This window comes from Exiguobacterium sp. s183 (genome assembly GCF_018617655.1).
GTDB classification, from domain to species: Bacteria; Bacillota; Bacilli; order Exiguobacteriales; family Exiguobacteriaceae; genus Exiguobacterium; species Exiguobacterium aestuarii_A.
On record NZ_JACSKN010000003.1, the window covers coordinates 132,842 to 151,692 of the forward strand.

The window sequence follows — 18,851 nt, forward strand, 5'->3', positions numbered from 1 at the left end:
AGTCAGCTCCGAGGCGACTTCCGCGTCCATCCCTCGCAACCTTTCACCAAGCGGTCGCGTCTCTAAAAAGGAATGGATGATGCGTACTACTCCTCATCAAAGCAATTCATCATATCTGTTAAATAATTGTAGCGACAGAAACGTCAGCAGTCAAGATTAGAGTGAAAACTCTTCTTGAAGCTCTTTAAACGTCGCTTCGACCGCTGCAATCGTCTTCTCGATATCCTCATCCGTATGCGCCGTCGAGAGGAACAATCCTTCGAACTGTGACGGTGGCAAGAATACGCCGCGCGCTGCCATCTTCTGATAGTACGAACGGAACATCTCGAGGTTCGCCGATTTCGCTTTTTCGAAGTTCGTCACTTTCTCATTCGTAAAGAAGAAACCAAACATCGAGCCGGCACGGTTCGTGTCGTGCGGGATGTTGTATTTCTCACCAGCTTGCGTGAAACCTTCCGCGAGACGGTCTGCTTTACGCTCGAACTCCTCGTAGTGCTCCGGTTTGAGTTGCGAGAGTGTCGTGTAACCAGCAATCATCGCGAGTGGGTTACCCGAGAGCGTACCCGCTTGATAGATTGGACCTTGCGGTGCAATCTGTTCCATGATTTCGCGTTTCCCGCCGTAAGCACCGACCGGAAGTCCGCCGCCGATGACCTTACCGAGACACGTGAGGTCCGGTGTGACACCGAAGTATCCTTGTGCACAGTTGTACCCGACACGGAAGCCTGTCATGACCTCATCAAAGATGAGAAGCGCTCCATTTTGTTCCGTGATTTCACGAAGTCCTTCGAGGAATCCTGGTTGTGGTGGCACGAAGCCCATGTTTCCAGCTGCCGGTTCGACGATGACACCAGCGAGGTCGTCACCGTATTTCTCAAACGCGACGCGGACAGCGTCCAAGTCGTTGTAAGGAACGGTGAGCGTATGGCTCGCGAGCTCTTTCGGTACACCTGGTGAGTCCGGGAGACCGAGTGTTGCGACACCAGAACCGGCTTTAATGAGAAGCGAGTCGCCGTGTCCGTGGTAGCATCCTTCGAACTTCAAGATCTTCGTCTTCCCTGTATAGCCGCGTGCGAGGCGAAGTGCTGCCATCGTCGCTTCCGTACCCGAGTTGACCATACGAACCATCTCGATTGATGGGACGCGGTCGATGACGAGTTCTGCCATCTTCGTCTCAAGCTCGGTCGGCGTTCCGAACGTCCAGCCTTTTTCAGCTTGTTCTTGGATCGCTTTCGTGACGACAGGGTCACGGTGACCGAGGATAAGTGGTCCCCATGAGAGGACGTAATCGATATACTCGTTACCATCGATGTCATAGACGCGTGAACCTGCACCACGTTCGGCGAAGATTGGTGTCATACCGACCGATTTGTAGGCACGGACCGGACTGTTGACACCGCCTGGCATGAGTGGGCGGGCTTGTTCGAACGCTTCTTGTGAGCGCGTTTGGTTGTATGTCATGCGTAGTCTCCTTCCAAATAGCGACAAACGTCTTTTGCGAAATACGTGACGATGAGATCTGCACCGGCACGTTTGAATCCGACCATCGTCTCCATGACGATGCGTTCTTCGTCGACCCAGTCGTTGAGTGACGCAGCTTTGATCATCGCGTACTCTCCGCTCACGTTATACGCCACGATTGGCATATCGAGTGAGTCGCGCATGTCACGGATGATGTCCATGAACGCGAGAGCCGGTTTGACAATCATGAAGTCGGCACCTTGTTCGACGTCCGATTGTGACTCGCGGAACGCCTCACGACGGTTCGCCGGGTCCATCTGATAGCCTTTACGGTCGCCTTCACCAGGAGCCGATTGGGCAGCGTCACGGAACGGTCCGTAATACGCCGACGCATATTTTACGCCATAGCTCATGATTGGGATGTGGCTGAATCCGTTTTGGTCGAGACCTTCACGGATGGCTGCGACGAATCCGTCCATCATCGAGCTCGGCGCGATGATATCGGCACCCGCTTGTGCTTGCGTAATGGCTGTCTGGACGTGAAGCGGAAGCGATGCGTCGTTATCGACGTCCCCGTCCTTCACGAGGCCACAGTGACCTGTAGACGTATATTCACATAGACACGTATCGGCAATGACCGTGAGCTGTGGCGCCCACTCTTTCACTTTACGGATCGCTTCTTGTACGATGCCGTGGTCATGATACGCTTCACTGCCTTCCGGATCTTTATGTTCCGGTACGCCGAACAAGAGCACGGATTGGAGACCGAGGTCGACGATTTCTTTGATCTCTTCTTCGAGTCGGTCAAGTGAATAATTAAAGACGCCAGGCATCGAGCTGACTTCACGTTTGATGTTAGTCCCTTCAATGATGAAGAGTGGGTAAATCAAATCTTCTTTCCGAACATGATTTTCACGTACGAGGGCACGCATCGACTTCGATGAGCGAAGACGACGGTGACGGTCAAACTGGTTCATGAAAAATCCTCCCCTACACACTGTATTAATGCATCCATAGTATAACATTCTGGCACTCGTACCGGTAACGTCGACACTTGTCGGACGGCACGTTCGGTCACTTCGCCGATGGCGTACCACGTCCCGGTGAAGCGGGACAAGTGCGGTGTGAGCGCCTCGACGGCCGATGGGCTCAAGACGAGCAGTGCCTTCACGGTCTCGAGTTGTTGCTGTTGCGCCGGTGTCAACGGCACTGGGATCGTCTCGTAGACGACCCAGTCCTGCACGTGAGAGAGCATCGTCATGTGCTTCGTGTTCGCCAAATTCCCACGCGCGAACAAGACGACCTCATCGGCGGAAACGATATCGCGTAACTGCTCAAAGAGCGCCTCACCCGTATACGTCTCCGGCATGAGCGAAACGGTAAACCCTTCCGCTTCAAGCGCCCGTTTCGTTTTCTCACCGACAGCAGCGACTTTGACGTCACGCTTCAGATTTTGAAGCGCGGGCACCGCGTTTTGACTCGTGACGACGAGCCAGTCGAATCGTTCCACGGGTGGCGGGACGTGCGTCTCTCTCGTCTGAATGAGCGGGACATGATGAACGGAAAGACCGCTCGCCTCGAGCAGCGCCCGTTGCGAAGCGGTCATTCGTTTCGTTCCCGTGTACCAGACGTCACTCATTGACCGAGGCGAGGATTTCACGCCCGCCACGTCCGAGCAATTCTTCTGCGACGTCCATTCCGAGTGCGATTCCGTCCGTTGACGTTTTCGTCACGCGGAGCACTTCTTTCCCGTCCACTGACGCGATGAGGCCCGTGAGCGTCACTTCGTCACCGTCGACCGTCGCGTAACCGCCGACTGGGACGTGACAGCTGCCTTCGATGGCTTTTAAGAAAGTCCGTTCCGCTGTCGCGGCTTTTGCCGTCACATCATCATGTAACAACTGAAGCACTGCCGTTACCTCTGCATCGTCTTTACGGCTCTCGATCGCAAGAACGCCTTGTCCGACAGCAGGTACCATGACGTCCGGGTCAAGCGCTTCAAAGTCGACACGGTCCGTCCAACCCATCCGTTCGAGCCCGGCTTTCGCGAGCAAGATGGCGTTGTAATTCTCCGAATCTAACTTCTTCAGACGCGTGTCGATGTTTCCGCGAATCCATTGAATCTCAAGATCGGGACGTGCCGCTAAAATTTGTGCCCCACGACGGAGCGAGCTCGTTCCGACGATTGAACCTTTCGGAAGCGTCTCGAACGTGTAGCCGTTCTCGCAGATGAGGACGTCACGCGCGTCGACACGTTTCGGCATGCAGCTGATATAGAGCTCTTCCGGAAGTTCGGCTGGTACGTCTTTCATGCTGTGGACAGCGAAATCGATGTCCCCGTCGAGCATCTGTTGTTGAATCTCTTTGACGAATAGACCTTTCCCGCCGACTTTTGACAATTGTACGTCGACGATTTGATCCCCTTTCGTCACGATTTCTTTAATCTCGAACTCATTTTGTGCTCCGGCTTGTTTCAATTGTTCGATGACCCATTTCGTTTGAGTCATGGCAAGTTGGGAACGGCGTGAGCCGACGATGATTTTTCGCATGTTGAGTCTCTCCTTCATAGAAAAAGGCGACACACGTCGCCTTTTATATCTTGTTAGCGCATCAATGCGCGAAGTGGTGCTTTCGCAGAAGTGGCATCTGTTTCTTCCACTTCGTCTACTGGTTGTTCTGGTAACTCGACATCGAGTCCGAACGTCTCGACGAATTGGGCGATTCGAACGTTCGCGTCCGGCTGTGCCGCTGCGTCTTTAATATAGTCGATCGGGTCACGAAGCATCTGGTTGATGATGGACTTCATATGCTTCCCGATGACTTTCTTGTCGCGCGCCGACAAGTGGTCGAGCTTACGCTCTAGACTCGTCATCGTGTCTTCTTGAATATCAAGGGCACGGGCACGCAACTCGTTCATGATCGGTACGACACCGAGCGTGACGAGCCATGTTTGGAACTCTTGAATCGCTTCATCGATTTTCATCTCGATCTTCTCGGCCTCGAGGAGACGAGCTTCGAGATTCTTGTTGACGATTCCATTCAAATCATCGACATCGAACAAATGAACACCTGGAAGTGTCGCGACCGCTGGATCGATATCTCGCGGCACAGCAATGTCAATGAGAAGAAGTGGACGTTCACGGCGCAACAATTGTGCCGCTGCCACATCGTCATATCCGATGACGGCGTCTTTCGCTCCGGTCGAACTGATCAAAATATCCGCATCGAGTAAACCACATGCGATTTCACGAATCGAATGGGCACGGCCTTTGAACTTGTCCGCAACAGCTTTCGCTTTGCTCTCCGTCCGGTTGAAGACGGCGATCTGTTTGGCACCAGCCTCGAACAAGTTGAGTGTTGTCAATTCACCGGTCTCCCCGGCTCCGACGACGACAACTTGCTTATCTTCGAGCTGTTGGTACATTTCTTGCGCGAGCGTCACGGCAGCCGAGCTGACCGATACAGACATTTCCCCAATTTGCGTGTCCGTATGGGCGCGCTTGGCGAGTGTGACCGCTTCTTTGAATAATTTGTTGAAGACAGTTCCTGTCGTTCCATGCTCTTGAGCACGGAAGAAACTCGTCTTCACCTGACCTAAAATTTGTGTTTCCCCGATGATCATCGAGTCGAGGCCCGATGTGACACGGAACAAGTGGCGAATCGCCTCTTCCCCTTCTCGAATCGACAAGTATGGTGTGAACTGCTCCATCTCTAGATTGAACCAGTTCGCCAAGAAACGTTTCGTGTAATAACGTCCAGTATGGAGTTGATCTGTCACGACGTACAGCTCCGTCCGGTTACACGTAGACAAAATAACCGACTCGAAAATGCTCTTCTCTTCGCGAAGTGCAATCATCGCATCCACGATTTCTTGCTCCCCAAACGAGAACTGCTCCCGAATCGCGACAGGGGCTGTCTTGTTATTTAGTCCAACGACGACAATATGCATGTATCTCTTCCCCTCATCTAAAATCCACCGACGGTTGTCTCTTCTTTTTTCAATCTCTACCGTACATTATAACAGTTCTTATCTGGTAACTATAATCTTCTGTTTGATTTTCCTGAAATAAAATAAGAACTTTTTGTGACAAAAAGAAGTAGAAATGGCGAAACCCCATTTCTACCCTTCTTCTTATGAATGTGGTGAGTTTGGATCCGTAATAATAGAGCTTTCCGTCTCTTCTTTGTCCAAATATTGTTTACGCTCTTTTAGTTTATAGATGCGAACGATATTCTGGACAACTGTTTTGGCGACCGCATAGAACGGTACGGCGATGAGCATCCCGATGATCCCGGCCAAGTTCCCAGCCACGAGCAAGACGATGATAATCGTGAGCGGATGTACTTTTAAGGACTTCCCTTGAATGAGCGGCGAGATGACGTTCGATTCGATCTGCTGCACGATGATGATGACGACGATGACCCAGATGACTTTGATTGGATCTTGAATGAACGCCACGATGACAGCCGGTACGGCACCTAAGAACGGTCCAACGTATGGGATGATGTTCGTCACCATCATGAAGAGTGCGAGCAGGATAGCATAATCCACACCGACGATCCAAAGACCGATGAGCGACGTGATCCCGACGAAGAACGCGACGAGCAGTTGAGCGTTGACATAGCTTCGCACCGTCTCGTGCATGTCATGCAAGATGTGACGCGTCTCTTTCTCATAGCTTGATGGCAAGAGTTTGACGATAGCGTCCGGCAGACGCTTCCCGTCAAGCAACATGTAAAGAAGCATGAACGGGATGACGACGATTGTGATGACCGCCGACGTCACGAATCCGACGACTTGCCCGAATGACGACGCGATGTTTCCGAACAAATCTCCTAAATACGACGTGATGTTCGTCGTCAAATTGCGGAACATCTCATCATTTTGTGCCATGAAGCGCGACAAGAACTCATTTTGGAGCAACGTGTCACGAACGGCGAACGCTTGTTGTTGAAGCTCTTTCGCGATACTCGGCATCGCATTGATGAGCGACGTGATCTGTTCGCCTAACACCGGTCCGAGGATACTGAAGACGAGTGTGAAAATCAGGACGAGACCGATCAACGTAATCGCTACAGCTAAAGTCCTCTTCCCTTTCAACCGTTTTTCTAAAAAGTCGACGATGCCGACCAAGAAATAAAAGAAGAGCCCGGCCACAATGAGTGGGACCGTGACGAGTGCCAAAATAACTTGAATCGGTTCAAACACGAATGAGATCTCCGTTCCGACCCAAATGACTAAAAAGATGGTCAGCGTCCAAAAGAGGGCGCGGTACCATTTGTTTTCAAACATGCGCTGCATTTCTCCACCTCGTTTACGATTATGACTATGTACTAACTATGATTATACGATAATTACCCGCTTGCGGGATGAGAAAAACAAAAAGGCGAAGGAATCCCTTCGCCCATACTTCATTCACCTTCCGTGATGAGTGCATAAATTGCTTTCCACGCATCGTCTTTTCCTTCTGCTGTTTCGGCTGAGAAAGCGACGAAACGGTCAGATGGATCGAACTGAAGCTTACGTTTTACCGCTGCCTCGTGCTTTTGACGCTGGCTCTTCTTGATCTTATCGAGCTTCGTCGCTACGACGATGACAGGAATGTCATAGTGCTTCAAGAAGTTGTACATCGTCACATCGTCACCCGTCGGTTCATGACGGATATCGACGAGTAAGACGACGCCGCGAAGCGCCTCTTGGCTCGTCAAATATTGCTCCATCATGACGCCCCACTTCTCACGCTCTGTCTTTGATACTTTCGCGTAACCGTATCCTGGAACGTCAACGAACATGATTTCATCATTGATATTGAAGAAGTTGAGGGTCTGAGTCTTTCCTGGTTTTGAAGACGTCCGTGCGAGCGCCTTCCGTTGGCAAATCTTATTGATAAACGACGACTTCCCGACGTTCGACCGTCCGGCAAGCGCCACTTCCGGCAACTCATGGACCGGATAATGGTCTGGCGCGACGGCACTCGTCACGAATTCTGCTTTGTTGATCTTCATTTAATTTCCTCCAAATGCTACATCTAGTACTTCATCGAGGGTCGTCACGGGAACGAACGTCAGTTTCTCACGCACCGTTTCTTGAATGTCATCGATGTCTCGCTCATTATCTTTCGGAATGACAATGGTCGTCAACCCGGCCCGATGAGCGGCGAGCGCTTTTTCTTTCAATCCACCAATCGGTAAGACGCGTCCACGAAGTGTGATCTCCCCCGTCATCCCGACATCGCGATGGACTTTCCTCCCGGTCAACGCGGAAATGAGTGCTGTCGCAATCGTGATCCCGGCCGACGGTCCGTCTTTCGGTACGGCACCTTCCGGAACGTGGATATGGATGTCTTGTCGCTCATAAAACGTCGGGTCAATCCCGAACCGCTCCGCATTCGCACGGACATAGCTATATGCCGTCTGTGCCGACTCCTGCATCACGTCACCGAGTTTACCCGTCAACTGAAGCTTGCCTTTACCAGGTGCGAGCGCCACTTCGATTGTGAGCGTGTCTCCACCGAACGCCGTGTAGGCAAGACCTGTCACTGCACCGATCGAGTCCTCGGTCTCTCCTTTTCCGTAACGATACTTCGGTTTTCCGAGATACGTGATGATGGCTTTCTTCGAAATCGTGACCCGTTTCTTCTCACCGATCGCGATTTGTTTCGCTGCTTTACGGCAGAGCGAACCGATGACGCGTTCTAAGTTCCGGACACCCGCTTCACGTGTGTAGCGGCGTACGACTTCATAGAGCGCATCTTCTTTGATCGTCAATTGGCTCTTCTTCAATCCGTGCTCTTTCAATTGTTTCGGCAATAAGTGACGCTTCGCGATTTCGACTTTCTCGAGCTCCGTATACCCACCGATTTGGATGAGTTCCATCCGGTCAAGGAGTGGTGCCGGAATTTGCGAGACATCGTTCGCTGTCGCGATGAAGAGGACGTTCGACAAATCGAACGGTTCTTCGATGTAGTGGTCCGAGAACGATACGTTTTGCTCTGGGTCGAGTACTTCGAGCATCGCCGACGCTGGGTCTCCTCTGAAGTCAGAAGCCATCTTGTCGATTTCATCGAGTAAGAAGACCGGGTTCTTGCTTTCCGCTTGCTTCAACCCGCGGATGACACGTCCTGGCATCGCGCCGATATACGTCCGGCGGTGACCACGGATTTCTGCCTCATCGCGTACCCCACCGAGTGAGACACGAACGAAGTGACGTTCAAGCGCCGAGGCGATCGAACGGGCGAGCGACGTCTTCCCGACCCCTGGAGGTCCGGCGAGACAAAGGATTGGTCCACGAAGCGAGTTCGTCAACTGACGAACGGCCAAGTATTCGAGGATTCGGTCTTTCACCGATTCTAGGCCGTAATGGTCATCGTCGAGGACGTCTGCCGCATGTTTCACATCGAGCTTGTCTTCCGTCTCGATGCCCCATGGAAGGGATACGACCCAGTCGAGATAGTTACGGATGACCGCATATTCCGGCGACGTTTGTGGGACGACGTTCAATCGCTCTGCTTCACGCATGACGTTCTTTCGAGTCGTCTCTGGCAAGTCGAGCGCTTCTAACTTCTCGCGGAGGCGATTCGGCTCAGACTCTTGTGTTTGGTCACCGAGCTCTTGTTGAATCGTCTTCATCTGTTCCCGTAAGTAGTACTCTCGCTGTGACTGCTCAATCGACTTCTTCGTCCGCTCGCGCATCTCTTGCTCGAGCTCGATCACTTCCACCTCGTGTGCGATGATTTCAAGCAGTTCAAGCCCTCGTTTGACCGCATCTGCTTCTTCGAGCATCGCTTGGCGAAGTTCGACATCGACATCTAGTTTCGACGTGATATAGTCCGTGAGCGACTCGAGTCGCTCATACATCTCGAAACGACGACGTTCGTCCGGGGACATGCCTTTAATGTTGGCGACAAGTTTTCCGAACTGCTCTTTCAACAGACGGACGAGCGCCGTACGTTCGACCTCTTCCCCTTCAGCAAGCTCGAGTGGTTCGACGTTGGCGAACCAGCCTTCATCCGTCGATTCGACCGAGTCGACGCGGACTCGCTCTTTCCCGACGATGCGAACCCGAATCGTCTCGTTCGACAATTCGCTCATCTTGGCGATATGAACACGCGTTCCAATCGTGTACAAGTCTTCCGGTTCTGGTGATTCGTTTCCGGTCTCTTTTTGAGTGACGACAATTAAATCTGTCTCATGCTCCTTTGCAGCAAGGAGCGCCCGAAGTGATAACGGGCGTCCGACATCGATTGTCACACCGATGAGCGGATATACGACGACTCCTCGCAACGGAAGGATTGGTAATTTTTCCATCTACAACGCCTCCTGTGCAAAAAGGCCCAAAACTCGGAGTGTGCCGAGTGTTTGAGCCTTCTTCGTTAACAAATTATGCTGTCTCTTTGTTGTCCCCTGTCTGTTCGACGGTACCATCACGAAGGACGTATTTCGGACCGGCAAGACCCGTAATCGTTTCATCTGTGATGATGACTTTCTCGATATCGTCACGCGATGGGACGGTGAACATCACATCGAGCATCATTTCTTCGATAATCGAGCGGAGACCGCGCGCGCCAGTCTTACGTTTGATCGCAAGTTTGGCGATTTCGATCAATGCCTCGTCTGTGAACGTCAATTCGACATCGTCAAGCTCGAGCATTTTCTCGTACTGACGAACGAGGGCATTTTTCGGCTTCGTCAAGATTTCAACGAGCGCTTCCTCATCGAGTGTCGTGAGCGTCGCCATGACTGGCAAACGACCGATGAACTCAGGAATCAAACCGAATTTTTGAAGGTCTTCAGGAAGTGCGCGGGCGAGCAAGTCTTCTTGCGTCAACTCGCGATTCTCTTGATCGTTTCCGAAACCGATGACTTTCTTCCCGATTCGGCGTTTGACGACCGATTCAATCCCGGCGAATGCTCCGCCGACGATGAAGAGAATGTTTGTCGTATCGATTTGGATGAATTCTTGATGCGGATGCTTACGTCCACCTTGTGGCGGTACGCTTGCTGTCGTGCCTTCAAGAATTTTAAGGAGTGCCTGCTGAACGCCTTCACCAGATACGTCACGCGTAATCGATGGGTTTTCAGACTTACGAGCAATCTTATCGATCTCATCAATATAGATGATTCCTTTTTCAGCCTTCTCGACATCATAGTCAGCTGATTGAATCAATTTGAGCAAGATATTTTCGACATCTTCACCGACGTAACCCGCTTCCGTCAAGCTTGTCGCATCCGCGATTGCGAATGGGACGTTCAAGACGCGAGCCATCGTCTGGGCGAGAAGCGTCTTCCCGCTACCAGTTGGTCCGATCATGACGATGTTCGACTTCGCAAGTTCGACATCATCCGAACGGCCGCCGGCGTTGATACGTTTATAGTGGTTATAGACAGCGACTGAAAGCGCACGTTTCGCGCGGTCTTGTCCAATGACATAATCGTCTAAAATGTTACGAATCTCTTGTGGTTTCGGAATGTCTTTAAATTCGACTTCTTCCTCTACACCGAGCTCTTCCTCAACGATTTCATTGCAAAGTTCGATACACTCATCGCAAATGTATACGCCTGGTCCGGCGACTAACTTACGAACTTGTTCTTGCGATTTTCCGCAAAACGAGCATTTGAGTTGCCCCTTTTCCTCGTTAAATTTGAACATTCGATACACCCCTTCTGTGGTGAAAATGGATGTAAGTGCGATAAATCGCGATTTGTATTTTCTGGTGCGATGCACCGTGAAAAGACATTTTACATCTCTGCGTTGAAATAATTGTAGCATGAACATATTGCGACTTCAAAGAATTACACATCCAAAGTGTTGTGACAGAAAAAAGGACGACCGCTAAGCAGTCGTCCCACTAATAATCAACTTACTTCGCCTTACCGTTTTCAACGAGGATGTCGATCGCTTTACGGAATTTGAGGTCACCTTTAAGTGTCTCAAGACCGCCCTGTGGAGCGAGCATCGTACGGAGTTGGTCCGGTGCGATGTTGTAAAGTTTAGACATTTCTTCAAGCTCTTTCTCAGCATCTTCGTCAGATACTTCGATTGCTTCTTTGTCAGCGATCGCTTTCAAGACGAGACGAGCTTTAACGCGCTCTTCAGCTTGCTCTTTCATCTCTTCGCGCATTGCTTCTTCAGAAGTACCAGTGAGTTCGAAGTACATGTTAAGGTCGATTCCTTGTGAAGATACGCGTGAACCGAACTCTTGAACCATGCGGTCTACTTCTTGGTCAACGAGAACTTGTGGTACGTCGATTGTCGCGTTAGCAGTTGCCTGCTCAACGAGTTGGTCTCGCATTGTACCTTCAGCTTCTTGTTTCTTACCAGCTTCTAAACGCTCACGGATGCTCGCTTTCAACTCGTCGAGTGTCGAAACAGACTCGTCGATGTCTTTTGCAAACTCGTCGTCGAGTTCAGGAACTTGTTTTGTTTTCACTTCGTGAAGTTTGACTTTGAATGTCGCTGGTTTACCCGCTAAGTTTTCAGCGTGGTACTCTTCAGGGAATGTTACTTCAACGTCTTTTTCTTCACCAGCAGTCATGCCGACCATTTGCTCTTCGAATCCTGGGATGAATTGACCAGAACCGATTTCGAGTGTGTAGTTCTCAGCTGTGCCGCCTTCGAACTGCTCACCGTCAGCGAAACCTGCGAAATCAAATACAGCTGTATCGCCGTTTTCGATTGCACCTTCTTTAACAGCGAGTTCTGCGCCTTGCTGTTGAAGTGCTTCAAGTTCTGCTGTTACTTCGTCTTCTGTTACTTCAGTTGAAACAGCTTCGTACTCGAGGCCTTTGTATTCGCCAAGCTCAGCTTCTGGCTCAACCACGAATGTCACTTTGAAAGCGACTGGTTTGCCTTTCTCGAGCGTGCCGTCTACATCGATGTTTTCGAGCGCGATTGGTTCGAAACCAGCTTCTTCAACCGCACCTTGGATTGTGTCGCGGTAGAGAATGTCGAGCGCATCTTGATAGAGCGCTTCTTCTCCATACATTTTGTTGAACATTGGGCGTGGCAATTTACCTTTACGGAAGCCAGGCACGTTCAAGTCTTTGACGACTGTTTTAAATGCGGCGTCAACTGCTTTATCAAAAGCTTCTGCAGGAGCTTCGTACGTGAGTACGCCTTGGCTACCTGATGTTTTTTCCCATTTTGCTGTCATGCTAAGTCCCTCCAACAATTCGTTTATACCGTACAAAAATGTACAACAATCCGTATTATAGCATAAATCCTCGGTATGCACACAAGGATTTAGTCTAATAACGCCTGTGTGAAGCGCAGATCCGCCTCTAAAATCGCAGCTGCCAAACCGTCGACTGCCTCGTCATGCAAAATCGCTTGTTTCGCCTGTACGAGCGCCTGTTCCACGTCCGCTTTTTCGGCTGGCACATACGGATAATGCGTGTACATATAGTTCATCAACAACTGAGTCCCGATCTCATCGCCCTCAACTGATTTCTGAAGCGAGAGGACGGTCTTCTCCCACGTCTCGATGTGCGATGTCGCTTCCATTTGCGACATCTCGTTTGTCGAATCCCCATCCGACCACTTGATGACCGCGAGTTCGGCAAACGCCTTCTCTAACACGATTAATTTGACGAGCTTCGGTCGCTTGGATACGAGTAGCTCATGAAGCACATTGTCGAGCACCGAATCGATATTGAAATGAACATGTTGCAACGCCTCGATTTGTTCCCCTGTACTGCCGCGCGTCAACGTCCGTTTCAATTTGGCGATGGCCGCAGGAAACTCGGTCATTTTCAACACTTGAAGCACCTGATGTGCCTGTGTGTTGACCGTATCCTTTTTGTCTTGCCATTCGAGATACTGGTTGATCCAGTGCGCCGCTTCAAACGGCTGGTCCCGCATGATGTAATACTGCGCAATCTGTAATCCGCCCGAAGCCGGTTCTTCCGCTTCCGCCATCTGGATGGCGACGAGTTCCTGCAACTTCTCGAGCGTTTCCGGGTCGTCCGGTTTTTCCATCGCACATTGGAAGATTTCCATGAAAATAAACGGGTCACCCGGAATCGCCTGATACCAATCCCATAAAATCGGTTCGATCCGCTGTCGTTCCCCAGAGGCATCTGCTTCTTGAATCATCTTATGCAGGCGCGACCAATTCCCGGGGAACGGATAGTCCTGGTCCTTTTCCTTCTCCATCTTCCCTCACCCTCTCTTCCATTCCCTTTCATCTTCCGTTAGGACGCGATTCCTTGTCAATCGATTTCCCGGAAAATGAAAAAAGAGACGTTCTCCGTAGAGAACATCTCTATTTTAATGGAAGCGTCCCAAGAGGGATTCGAACCCCCGACCGACGGCTTAGCTTACCACCATGACTTTCGTCACCAACATCGTGTTGTTTGTAGTCTGGACTATATCTTCACCGTTTCAGGTGCGACACGTGTAGTCTCTACGGAACCTCACGATAATCATCTGCAAAAAGAATATTTTGCTTTTGATTATTCTTTGGTGTTTTTACCCTCAATGAAATAGATTTTTCAAAAAGATTCGGTTCAAAGTAATAACAGGTATCAGTCTGTGGACAATATACACAGTATACATCAATTTCATCTTTGTTTATAAACCGCGTCTGAACTCCACTCGCGGTACTATAGCTTGAACGAAACCGAACATTTAGAACCCCGTTTGTGTTTAGTTCTCTGTACTTAACTTGAATCCGTTTAAACTGGTTGTCTTTGTAAACAACTAAGTCAAACGGTGCATGTTCAGTTGCAGGGAACAAAATCATAAACCCTTTTTGATATAAATCTACTTGAGCCTTTAAAACACCTAAATCTCCCTTACTTTTTGTGTGATGATACATAAAACATCACTCCTTAAGAGATCGTAAGTTTCCTCGGTATTACCATCAGCATCATCTGTTAAGGCTTCACCGATATAGTGTCGTCCACTTTATAGGTTTCTGTTTCCCTATAAAGGCTCCTATTAGTCTTGAAGGCCGTTGCTCTATCCTGCTGAGCTATTGGGACATTGACATGAAAACTATAATAGAAAAATGGTTTCCTGTCAATCGATTTCCCATTCGAAACTCATAGTTTTCCTGCGATGTCCAAATCTTCGACGTGAGAACCGTCTTCCGAGCGATAAAAACGTACCGCCGCTTCCCCGTTCTCTAGGTCAAGAAGCGCATACGTTTTGTCCGAACGTCCCCGTGGCATCCGAATCGAACCCGGGTTGATGTAGACGACCCCGTCTTCGATCAAAGCACCCGCCACATGCGAGTGACCGAACAAGACGACGTTCGCGCCGACTTCTTCAGCCCGGTAACGCAGCCGATTCAAGTCGAATTTGACGTCGTGATGATGCCCGTGGACGATGAGGATTGTGCCGGCATCCGTCGTCTCGATCCGTTCGAGCGGAAGGTCTCCCCCAAAATCACAATTCCCACGGACCGTTCGATAGGGCAATAGATGTTCATCGACAAGTGCAAGTTGTGAATCGCCGCAATGGAACGCGTCATCAATCTCCGCCTCGTGTCGTTCAAAAATCGTTGTCAATTCTTCCGTCAGACCATGACTATCACTCACTATTAGAAAACGCATAAGCTTCATCCTTTCATGAATGGAATGATTTCTGCCTCCAGTTTTCGTAATGCCTGTCCACGGTGACTGACGACCGCTTTTTCTTCACGTTCGAGTTCGGCCGCCGTCTTGTGGAGCGATGGAACGATAAAGAGCGGGTCGTATCCAAAACCGTTCTCGCCACGTGGGGAATAGCCGATTGTCCCTTCAATTGTTCCGCGAACGGTCAACGTCTCTCCTGTCGGTTTCGCCAGACAGAGGGCACAGACGAAGCGGGCCACGCGATTCGTTTCGCCGTTCAATTTTTCAAGAAGAAGCGCATTGTTCGCCTCATCCGATTTTTCAGGACCGGCGAAGCGAGCTGAATATACACCAGGTGCCCCGTCGAGCGCGTCGACTTCAAGACCGGAGTCGTCCGCGAGTACGGCATGCCCGAAATAGGCAGCCGCTTCCGTCGCTTTTAACGCCGCATTTTCTTCAAATGTCGTCCCTGTCTCATCTGTTTCCGGCGCATCCGGATAGTCGAGTAGTGATTCGACCTCAAATCCGAGCGGTGTTAACATCCCTTCTAGTTCTTTCACTTTTCCAGGATTGTGTGTCGCAATGATCAACTTCATAATGTCTCCTCCGAACGTTCTCCGACGTACCACCAAGAAGCACCGAGCGCCTCTTGTGCCGTCTTGAATAATGATTCGATTCCGTGTTGTGCAAGCGCGAGCATCTCGTTCATCTCTTGAAGCGTGAACGTCGCCTCTTCACCTGTCCCCTGTACTTCGACGAAACGACCGCTTGCCGTCATGACGACGTTCATGTCGACTTCAGCCGCCACATCTTCCATATAGTCCAAATCGAGAACGAGTTCATCGGTACGTCCGACCGAGATGGCCGCGACGCCTTCTTTGATTGGTGTATCGTCGAGTTTCCCTTGACGGATCAAACGATCGACGGCGAGGACGAGGGCACAAAAACCACCCGTGATGGATGCCGTACGCGTACCGCCATCCGCTTGGATAACGTCACAGTCAATCCAAATCGTGCGTTCGCCGAGACGTTCCAAGTCAACGACCGAACGGAGTGATCGGGCGATGAGACGCTGAATCTCCATCGTTCGACCCGATTGCTTCCCACGTACCGCTTCTCGGACAGTCCGGTCACCTGTCGCACGTGGCAACATGGCATACTCGGCATTGATCCAGCCTTGCTTCTTCCCACGAAGGAAGTTCGGAACACGTTCTTCGACAGTCGCTGTACAAATCACTTTCGTATCACCAATCGAAATGAGGACAGACCCTTCCGCATGCTTGTTCACATGCGGTACGATCTCGACTGTTCGTAATTCATCAAATTGTCTCGTATCACGCAATGCCGGTCACCTCGACTTTCTCCGCATGGACCGGACGACCGAGCCATTCGCTCGCTAGTCGGTCAAATAGTTCAATATCCCCCGTCGCATAAAAGGCATGGGATGGGACAGTATCTAATCCGTTCTCGAGCTCTTGATAATCAAGCATCGCTGCGACTTCGAGCGCCGTCTCGTCACCAGACGAGATGAGGTGCACGTTCGGCCCGACCACGTCCTGGATAACAGGAGCAAGGATCGGATAATGCGTACAACCGAGAATGAGTGTATCCATCTCGGAAGGTTGTAGCGGACGCAGCGTCTCTTCCACGATTTGACGGACGCGCTCTCCTGAAACGTCTCCCGCTTCGACGAGCGGGACGAACGGTGGGCAAGCGAGTGAGTACACGTCGACCTCACCAGCTACGTGACGAAGCGCCTTCTCATAAGAAGCGCTCTCAATCGTCATCTTCGTACCGATGACACCGATATGTTTGTTTCGCGTCCCTTTGACGGCCGCACGGGCACCTGGGTCGATGACACCGATGACCGGGATATCGAGGCGTTTCCGCGCCTCTTTCAAAACGACTGCCGTCGCCGTGTTACACGCGATGACAATCATTTTGACGTCTTTCTTCAATAGAAACTCAATGAGTTCCCATGTATAAGCTTCAATCTCATCGTGCGGACGCGGCCCGTATGGACAGCGTTCCGTATCGCCGATATAGATAATTTCTTCTTTAGGGAGCTGGCGCATCAATTCTTTGACTACCGTCAACCCGCCGACTCCTGAATCGAGGACTCCAATCGCTCGTTTCATTTTGCATCACTTCCATTCTCACCTATCTTACCAAAAAACATCAGACGGAAAAAGAAACGTTCCCATGACAAAAAAAGACGAGGTCGCCAGTGGCGCCTCGTCCCTTACCCGAATTACTGAGCAAGACCTTCGCTAGTGAGCATGTCAGAAAGCGTGTTGATCGCTTCTTCTGCATCTTCACCTTCAGCAGTGATCTTGATTGTAGAATCTTTTGCGATACCGAGTGAAAGTACACCCATGATCGACTTCAAGTTAACTGTTTTACCATTGTACTCGAGGTTGATGTCTGACTGGAACTTAGAAGCTGTGTTAACCAACTGAGTAGCTGGACGAGCGTGAATTCCTGAATCAGCAACGACTGTGAACGTTTTTTCCATGAGATGATGGTCTCCCTTCAAAATTCAATTCTACAGGCGAACCGGCAGAATATTTTTTGTTTGTGAACTCATTATCAAATGATAGCGGATTCGCAAAAATTCTGCAAGCGGTTTTTATATTCCGGAGTCCATTCCGTTGGACGACCTTCCTTCGTCAAATGAACGAGGCTCGTTCGTCCCGCGAAGAGGAGTTGTTCTCCGTCATATGCCCCGTAATGAATATCACATGAAGTGTTTCCGACCGTCAAGATATTGGCATGCACGGTCAGCTGTTGACGTGGCATGACTTGTCGAACATAGTCACATTGCGCATCGGCGACGACGACAAACCCGTCCTTCAAGGAGAATCCTGTCGCTTCTAACAACTCAATTCGCGCATCTTCGAAATAGATGAACGGGATCGTGTTGTTCATGTGACCGTACGGATCGCACTCCGAAAAGCGAACTTTTACATCGAGCGCGATCCCTGCTTTGACACGTGTTTCCCAACCTGGCTCTCGAAAGTACTTGGTCATCGGCTCGCTTACGCCTCGACCGCAGAACCGGTGCGACCTTTGTCACTACCGAAGAACTGTTTGAACGAATGAAGCGTCGTTTGACGGTTCATCGAAGCGATTGACGTCGTGAGCGGGATGCCTTTCGGACAAACTTCGACACAGTTTTGTGCGTTTCCGCACTGCATGATGCCGCCGTCTTCCATAAGGGCTTCGAGGCGGTCTTCCGCGTGGAAGGCACCTGTTGGATGCGAGTTGAAGAGACGGACTTGCGAGATTGCTGCTGGACCGATGAAGTCCGATTTGTCGTTGACGTTCGGACACGCTTCAAGACAAACCCCACAGGTCATACATTTTGATAACTCGTACGCCCATTGGCGTTTGTTTTCTGGCATACGCGGTCCTGGACCGAGGTCATACGTTCCATCGATCGGAACCCATGCCTTCACTTTTTTCAACGCGTCGAACATACGCTGACGGTCGACTTGAAGGTCACGGATAACCGGGAACGTCTTCATCGGCGCGAGGCGGATCGGTTGCTCGAGTTTATCGACGAGCGCTGTACACGACTGGCGTGGCTTCCCGTTGATGATCATCGAGCACGCACCACATACTTCCTCGAGACAGTTCATGTCCCAGTTGATCGGTGTCGTCTTGTCCCCGTTCGCGTTGACCGGATTACGGCGGATTTCCATCAGTGCCGAGATGACGTTCATGTTCGGACGGTACGGCACCGTGAATTCTTCAGTATACGTTGCTTGATCCGGTCCATCTTGGCGTTCGATGATGAAGCGGATGTCTTTTTGTTCAGAGTGCATTGGCGT

Annotated in this window: 19 protein-coding genes and 1 other annotated feature (1 of these 20 cut by a window edge); all 19 genes read right to left on the reverse strand. The window is 50.7% G+C overall.

The window, feature by feature from the left end; genetic code table 11:
- Positions 1-109: a binding site (T-box leader), on the reverse strand; it reaches 114 nt to the left of the window's first position.
- 47 nt (positions 110-156) lie between these two features.
- The gene (gene hemL / locus KNP62_RS09030; protein ID WP_214785294.1) at positions 157-1,461 is read right to left on the reverse strand and encodes a glutamate-1-semialdehyde 2,1-aminomutase; all 1,305 of its coding nucleotides are present in this window, start codon (positions 1,459-1,461) and stop codon (positions 157-159) included.
- Positions 1,458-2,438 (reverse strand): porphobilinogen synthase, encoded by a 981-nt coding sequence (gene hemB, locus KNP62_RS09035; RefSeq protein WP_015881120.1) that lies wholly within the window; start codon positions 2,436-2,438, stop codon positions 1,458-1,460. The genes hemL and hemB overlap by 4 nt, the downstream gene beginning before the upstream one ends.
- Entirely contained in the window at positions 2,435-3,130 is a 696-nt protein-coding gene (locus KNP62_RS09040; protein ID WP_353047528.1) for a uroporphyrinogen-III synthase, read from the reverse strand. The genes hemB and KNP62_RS09040 overlap by 4 nt, the downstream gene beginning before the upstream one ends.
- Positions 3,093-4,010 carry a hydroxymethylbilane synthase gene (gene hemC / locus KNP62_RS09045; protein WP_214785295.1) on the reverse strand — a complete coding sequence of 306 codons (918 nt, stop codon included), beginning with the start codon at positions 4,008-4,010 and terminating at the stop codon, positions 3,093-3,095. The genes KNP62_RS09040 and hemC overlap by 38 nt, the downstream gene beginning before the upstream one ends.
- Positions 4,011-4,063: 53 nt before the next feature.
- The gene (gene hemA / locus KNP62_RS09050) at positions 4,064-5,410 is read right to left on the reverse strand and encodes a glutamyl-tRNA reductase (protein ID WP_214760507.1); all 1,347 of its coding nucleotides are present in this window, start codon (positions 5,408-5,410) and stop codon (positions 4,064-4,066) included.
- A 183-nt stretch (positions 5,411-5,593) separates the two neighbouring features.
- Positions 5,594-6,763: an AI-2E family transporter gene (locus KNP62_RS09055; RefSeq protein ID WP_214785296.1), complete on the reverse strand. Its 1,170-nt coding sequence runs from the start codon at positions 6,761-6,763 to the stop codon at positions 5,594-5,596.
- Positions 6,764-6,873: 110 nt separating this feature from the next.
- Positions 6,874-7,467 (reverse strand): ribosome biogenesis GTP-binding protein YihA/YsxC, encoded by a 594-nt coding sequence (yihA, locus tag KNP62_RS09060; RefSeq protein WP_074032795.1) that lies wholly within the window; start codon positions 7,465-7,467, stop codon positions 6,874-6,876.
- Positions 7,468-9,768 carry an endopeptidase La gene (lon, locus tag KNP62_RS09065; protein ID WP_214785297.1) on the reverse strand — a complete coding sequence of 767 codons (2,301 nt, stop codon included), beginning with the start codon at positions 9,766-9,768 and terminating at the stop codon, positions 7,468-7,470.
- Positions 9,769-9,841: 73 nt separating this feature from the next.
- Entirely contained in the window at positions 9,842-11,110 is a 1,269-nt protein-coding gene (gene clpX / locus KNP62_RS09070; RefSeq protein WP_015881113.1) for an ATP-dependent protease ATP-binding subunit ClpX, read from the reverse strand.
- 211 nt (positions 11,111-11,321) lie between these two features.
- Positions 11,322-12,614, reverse strand: coding sequence for a trigger factor (tig, locus tag KNP62_RS09075; RefSeq protein WP_214749748.1), 1,293 nt, complete (start codon positions 12,612-12,614; stop codon positions 11,322-11,324).
- An 89-nt stretch (positions 12,615-12,703) separates the two neighbouring features.
- A complete protein-coding gene (locus KNP62_RS09080; RefSeq protein WP_214749751.1) occupies positions 12,704-13,615 on the reverse strand; it encodes a hypothetical protein in 912 nt (303 codons plus the stop codon).
- 250 nt (positions 13,616-13,865) lie between these two features.
- Positions 13,866-14,279: a group I intron-associated PD-(D/E)XK endonuclease gene (locus KNP62_RS09085; protein WP_074032786.1), complete on the reverse strand. Its 414-nt coding sequence runs from the start codon at positions 14,277-14,279 to the stop codon at positions 13,866-13,868.
- Positions 14,280-14,505: 226 nt separating this feature from the next.
- Positions 14,506-15,018, reverse strand: coding sequence for a metallophosphoesterase family protein (locus KNP62_RS09090; protein WP_074032782.1), 513 nt, complete (start codon positions 15,016-15,018; stop codon positions 14,506-14,508).
- Between the two features lie 5 nt (positions 15,019-15,023).
- Complete coding sequence (locus KNP62_RS09095; RefSeq protein WP_214695264.1) at positions 15,024-15,614, reverse strand: XTP/dITP diphosphatase; 591 nt, start codon at positions 15,612-15,614, stop codon at positions 15,024-15,026.
- A complete protein-coding gene (gene rph, locus KNP62_RS09100; RefSeq protein WP_214785298.1) occupies positions 15,611-16,360 on the reverse strand; it encodes a ribonuclease PH in 750 nt (249 codons plus the stop codon). The genes KNP62_RS09095 and rph overlap by 4 nt, the downstream gene beginning before the upstream one ends.
- On the reverse strand, positions 16,353-17,156 hold the full coding sequence (gene racE / locus KNP62_RS09105) for a glutamate racemase (protein ID WP_214785299.1): 804 nt from the start codon (positions 17,154-17,156) through the stop codon (positions 16,353-16,355). The genes rph and racE overlap by 8 nt, the downstream gene beginning before the upstream one ends.
- Positions 17,157-17,269: 113 nt before the next feature.
- Positions 17,270-17,533: a phosphocarrier protein HPr gene (locus KNP62_RS09110; protein ID WP_015881106.1), complete on the reverse strand. Its 264-nt coding sequence runs from the start codon at positions 17,531-17,533 to the stop codon at positions 17,270-17,272.
- Between the two features lie 74 nt (positions 17,534-17,607).
- The gene (locus KNP62_RS09115; protein ID WP_147537790.1) at positions 17,608-18,048 is read right to left on the reverse strand and encodes an acyl-CoA thioesterase; all 441 of its coding nucleotides are present in this window, start codon (positions 18,046-18,048) and stop codon (positions 17,608-17,610) included.
- A gap of 8 nt (positions 18,049-18,056) precedes the next feature.
- A complete protein-coding gene (gene sdhB / locus KNP62_RS09120; RefSeq protein WP_214785424.1) occupies positions 18,057-18,845 on the reverse strand; it encodes a succinate dehydrogenase iron-sulfur subunit in 789 nt (262 codons plus the stop codon).
- Positions 18,846-18,851: the final 6 nt, after the last annotated feature.

Coding starts and splice junctions, on each gene's coding strand:
- hemL (WP_214785294.1), bottom strand. CDS start 1,461: ATGACATACAACCAAACGCGCTCACAAGAAGCGTTCGAACAAGCCCGC.
- KNP62_RS09095 (WP_214695264.1), bottom strand. CDS start 15,614: ATGAAGTTGATCATTGCGACACACAATCCTGGAAAAGTGAAAGAACTA.
- KNP62_RS09055 (WP_214785296.1), bottom strand. CDS start 6,763: ATGCAGCGCATGTTTGAAAACAAATGGTACCGCGCCCTCTTTTGGACG.
- KNP62_RS09110 (WP_015881106.1), bottom strand. CDS start 17,533: ATGGAAAAAACGTTCACAGTCGTTGCTGATTCAGGAATTCACGCTCGT.
- KNP62_RS09115 (WP_147537790.1), bottom strand. CDS start 18,048: ATGACCAAGTACTTTCGAGAGCCAGGTTGGGAAACACGTGTCAAAGCA.
- clpX (WP_015881113.1), bottom strand. CDS start 11,110: ATGTTCAAATTTAACGAGGAAAAGGGGCAACTCAAATGCTCGTTTTGC.
- lon (WP_214785297.1), bottom strand. CDS start 9,768: ATGGAAAAATTACCAATCCTTCCGTTGCGAGGAGTCGTCGTATATCCG.
- sdhB (WP_214785424.1), bottom strand. CDS start 18,845: ATGCACTCTGAACAAAAAGACATCCGCTTCATCATCGAACGCCAAGAT.
- hemC (WP_214785295.1), bottom strand. CDS start 4,010: ATGCGAAAAATCATCGTCGGCTCACGCCGTTCCCAACTTGCCATGACT.
- hemA (WP_214760507.1), bottom strand. CDS start 5,410: ATGCATATTGTCGTCGTTGGACTAAATAACAAGACAGCCCCTGTCGCG.
- tig (WP_214749748.1), bottom strand. CDS start 12,614: ATGACAGCAAAATGGGAAAAAACATCAGGTAGCCAAGGCGTACTCACG.
- hemB (WP_015881120.1), bottom strand. CDS start 2,438: ATGAACCAGTTTGACCGTCACCGTCGTCTTCGCTCATCGAAGTCGATG.
- KNP62_RS09080 (WP_214749751.1), bottom strand. CDS start 13,615: ATGGAGAAGGAAAAGGACCAGGACTATCCGTTCCCCGGGAATTGGTCG.
- yihA (WP_074032795.1), bottom strand. CDS start 7,467: ATGAAGATCAACAAAGCAGAATTCGTGACGAGTGCCGTCGCGCCAGAC.
- KNP62_RS09085 (WP_074032786.1), bottom strand. CDS start 14,279: ATGTATCATCACACAAAAAGTAAGGGAGATTTAGGTGTTTTAAAGGCT.
- KNP62_RS09090 (WP_074032782.1), bottom strand. CDS start 15,018: ATGCGTTTTCTAATAGTGAGTGATAGTCATGGTCTGACGGAAGAATTG.
- racE (WP_214785299.1), bottom strand. CDS start 17,156: ATGAAACGAGCGATTGGAGTCCTCGATTCAGGAGTCGGCGGGTTGACG.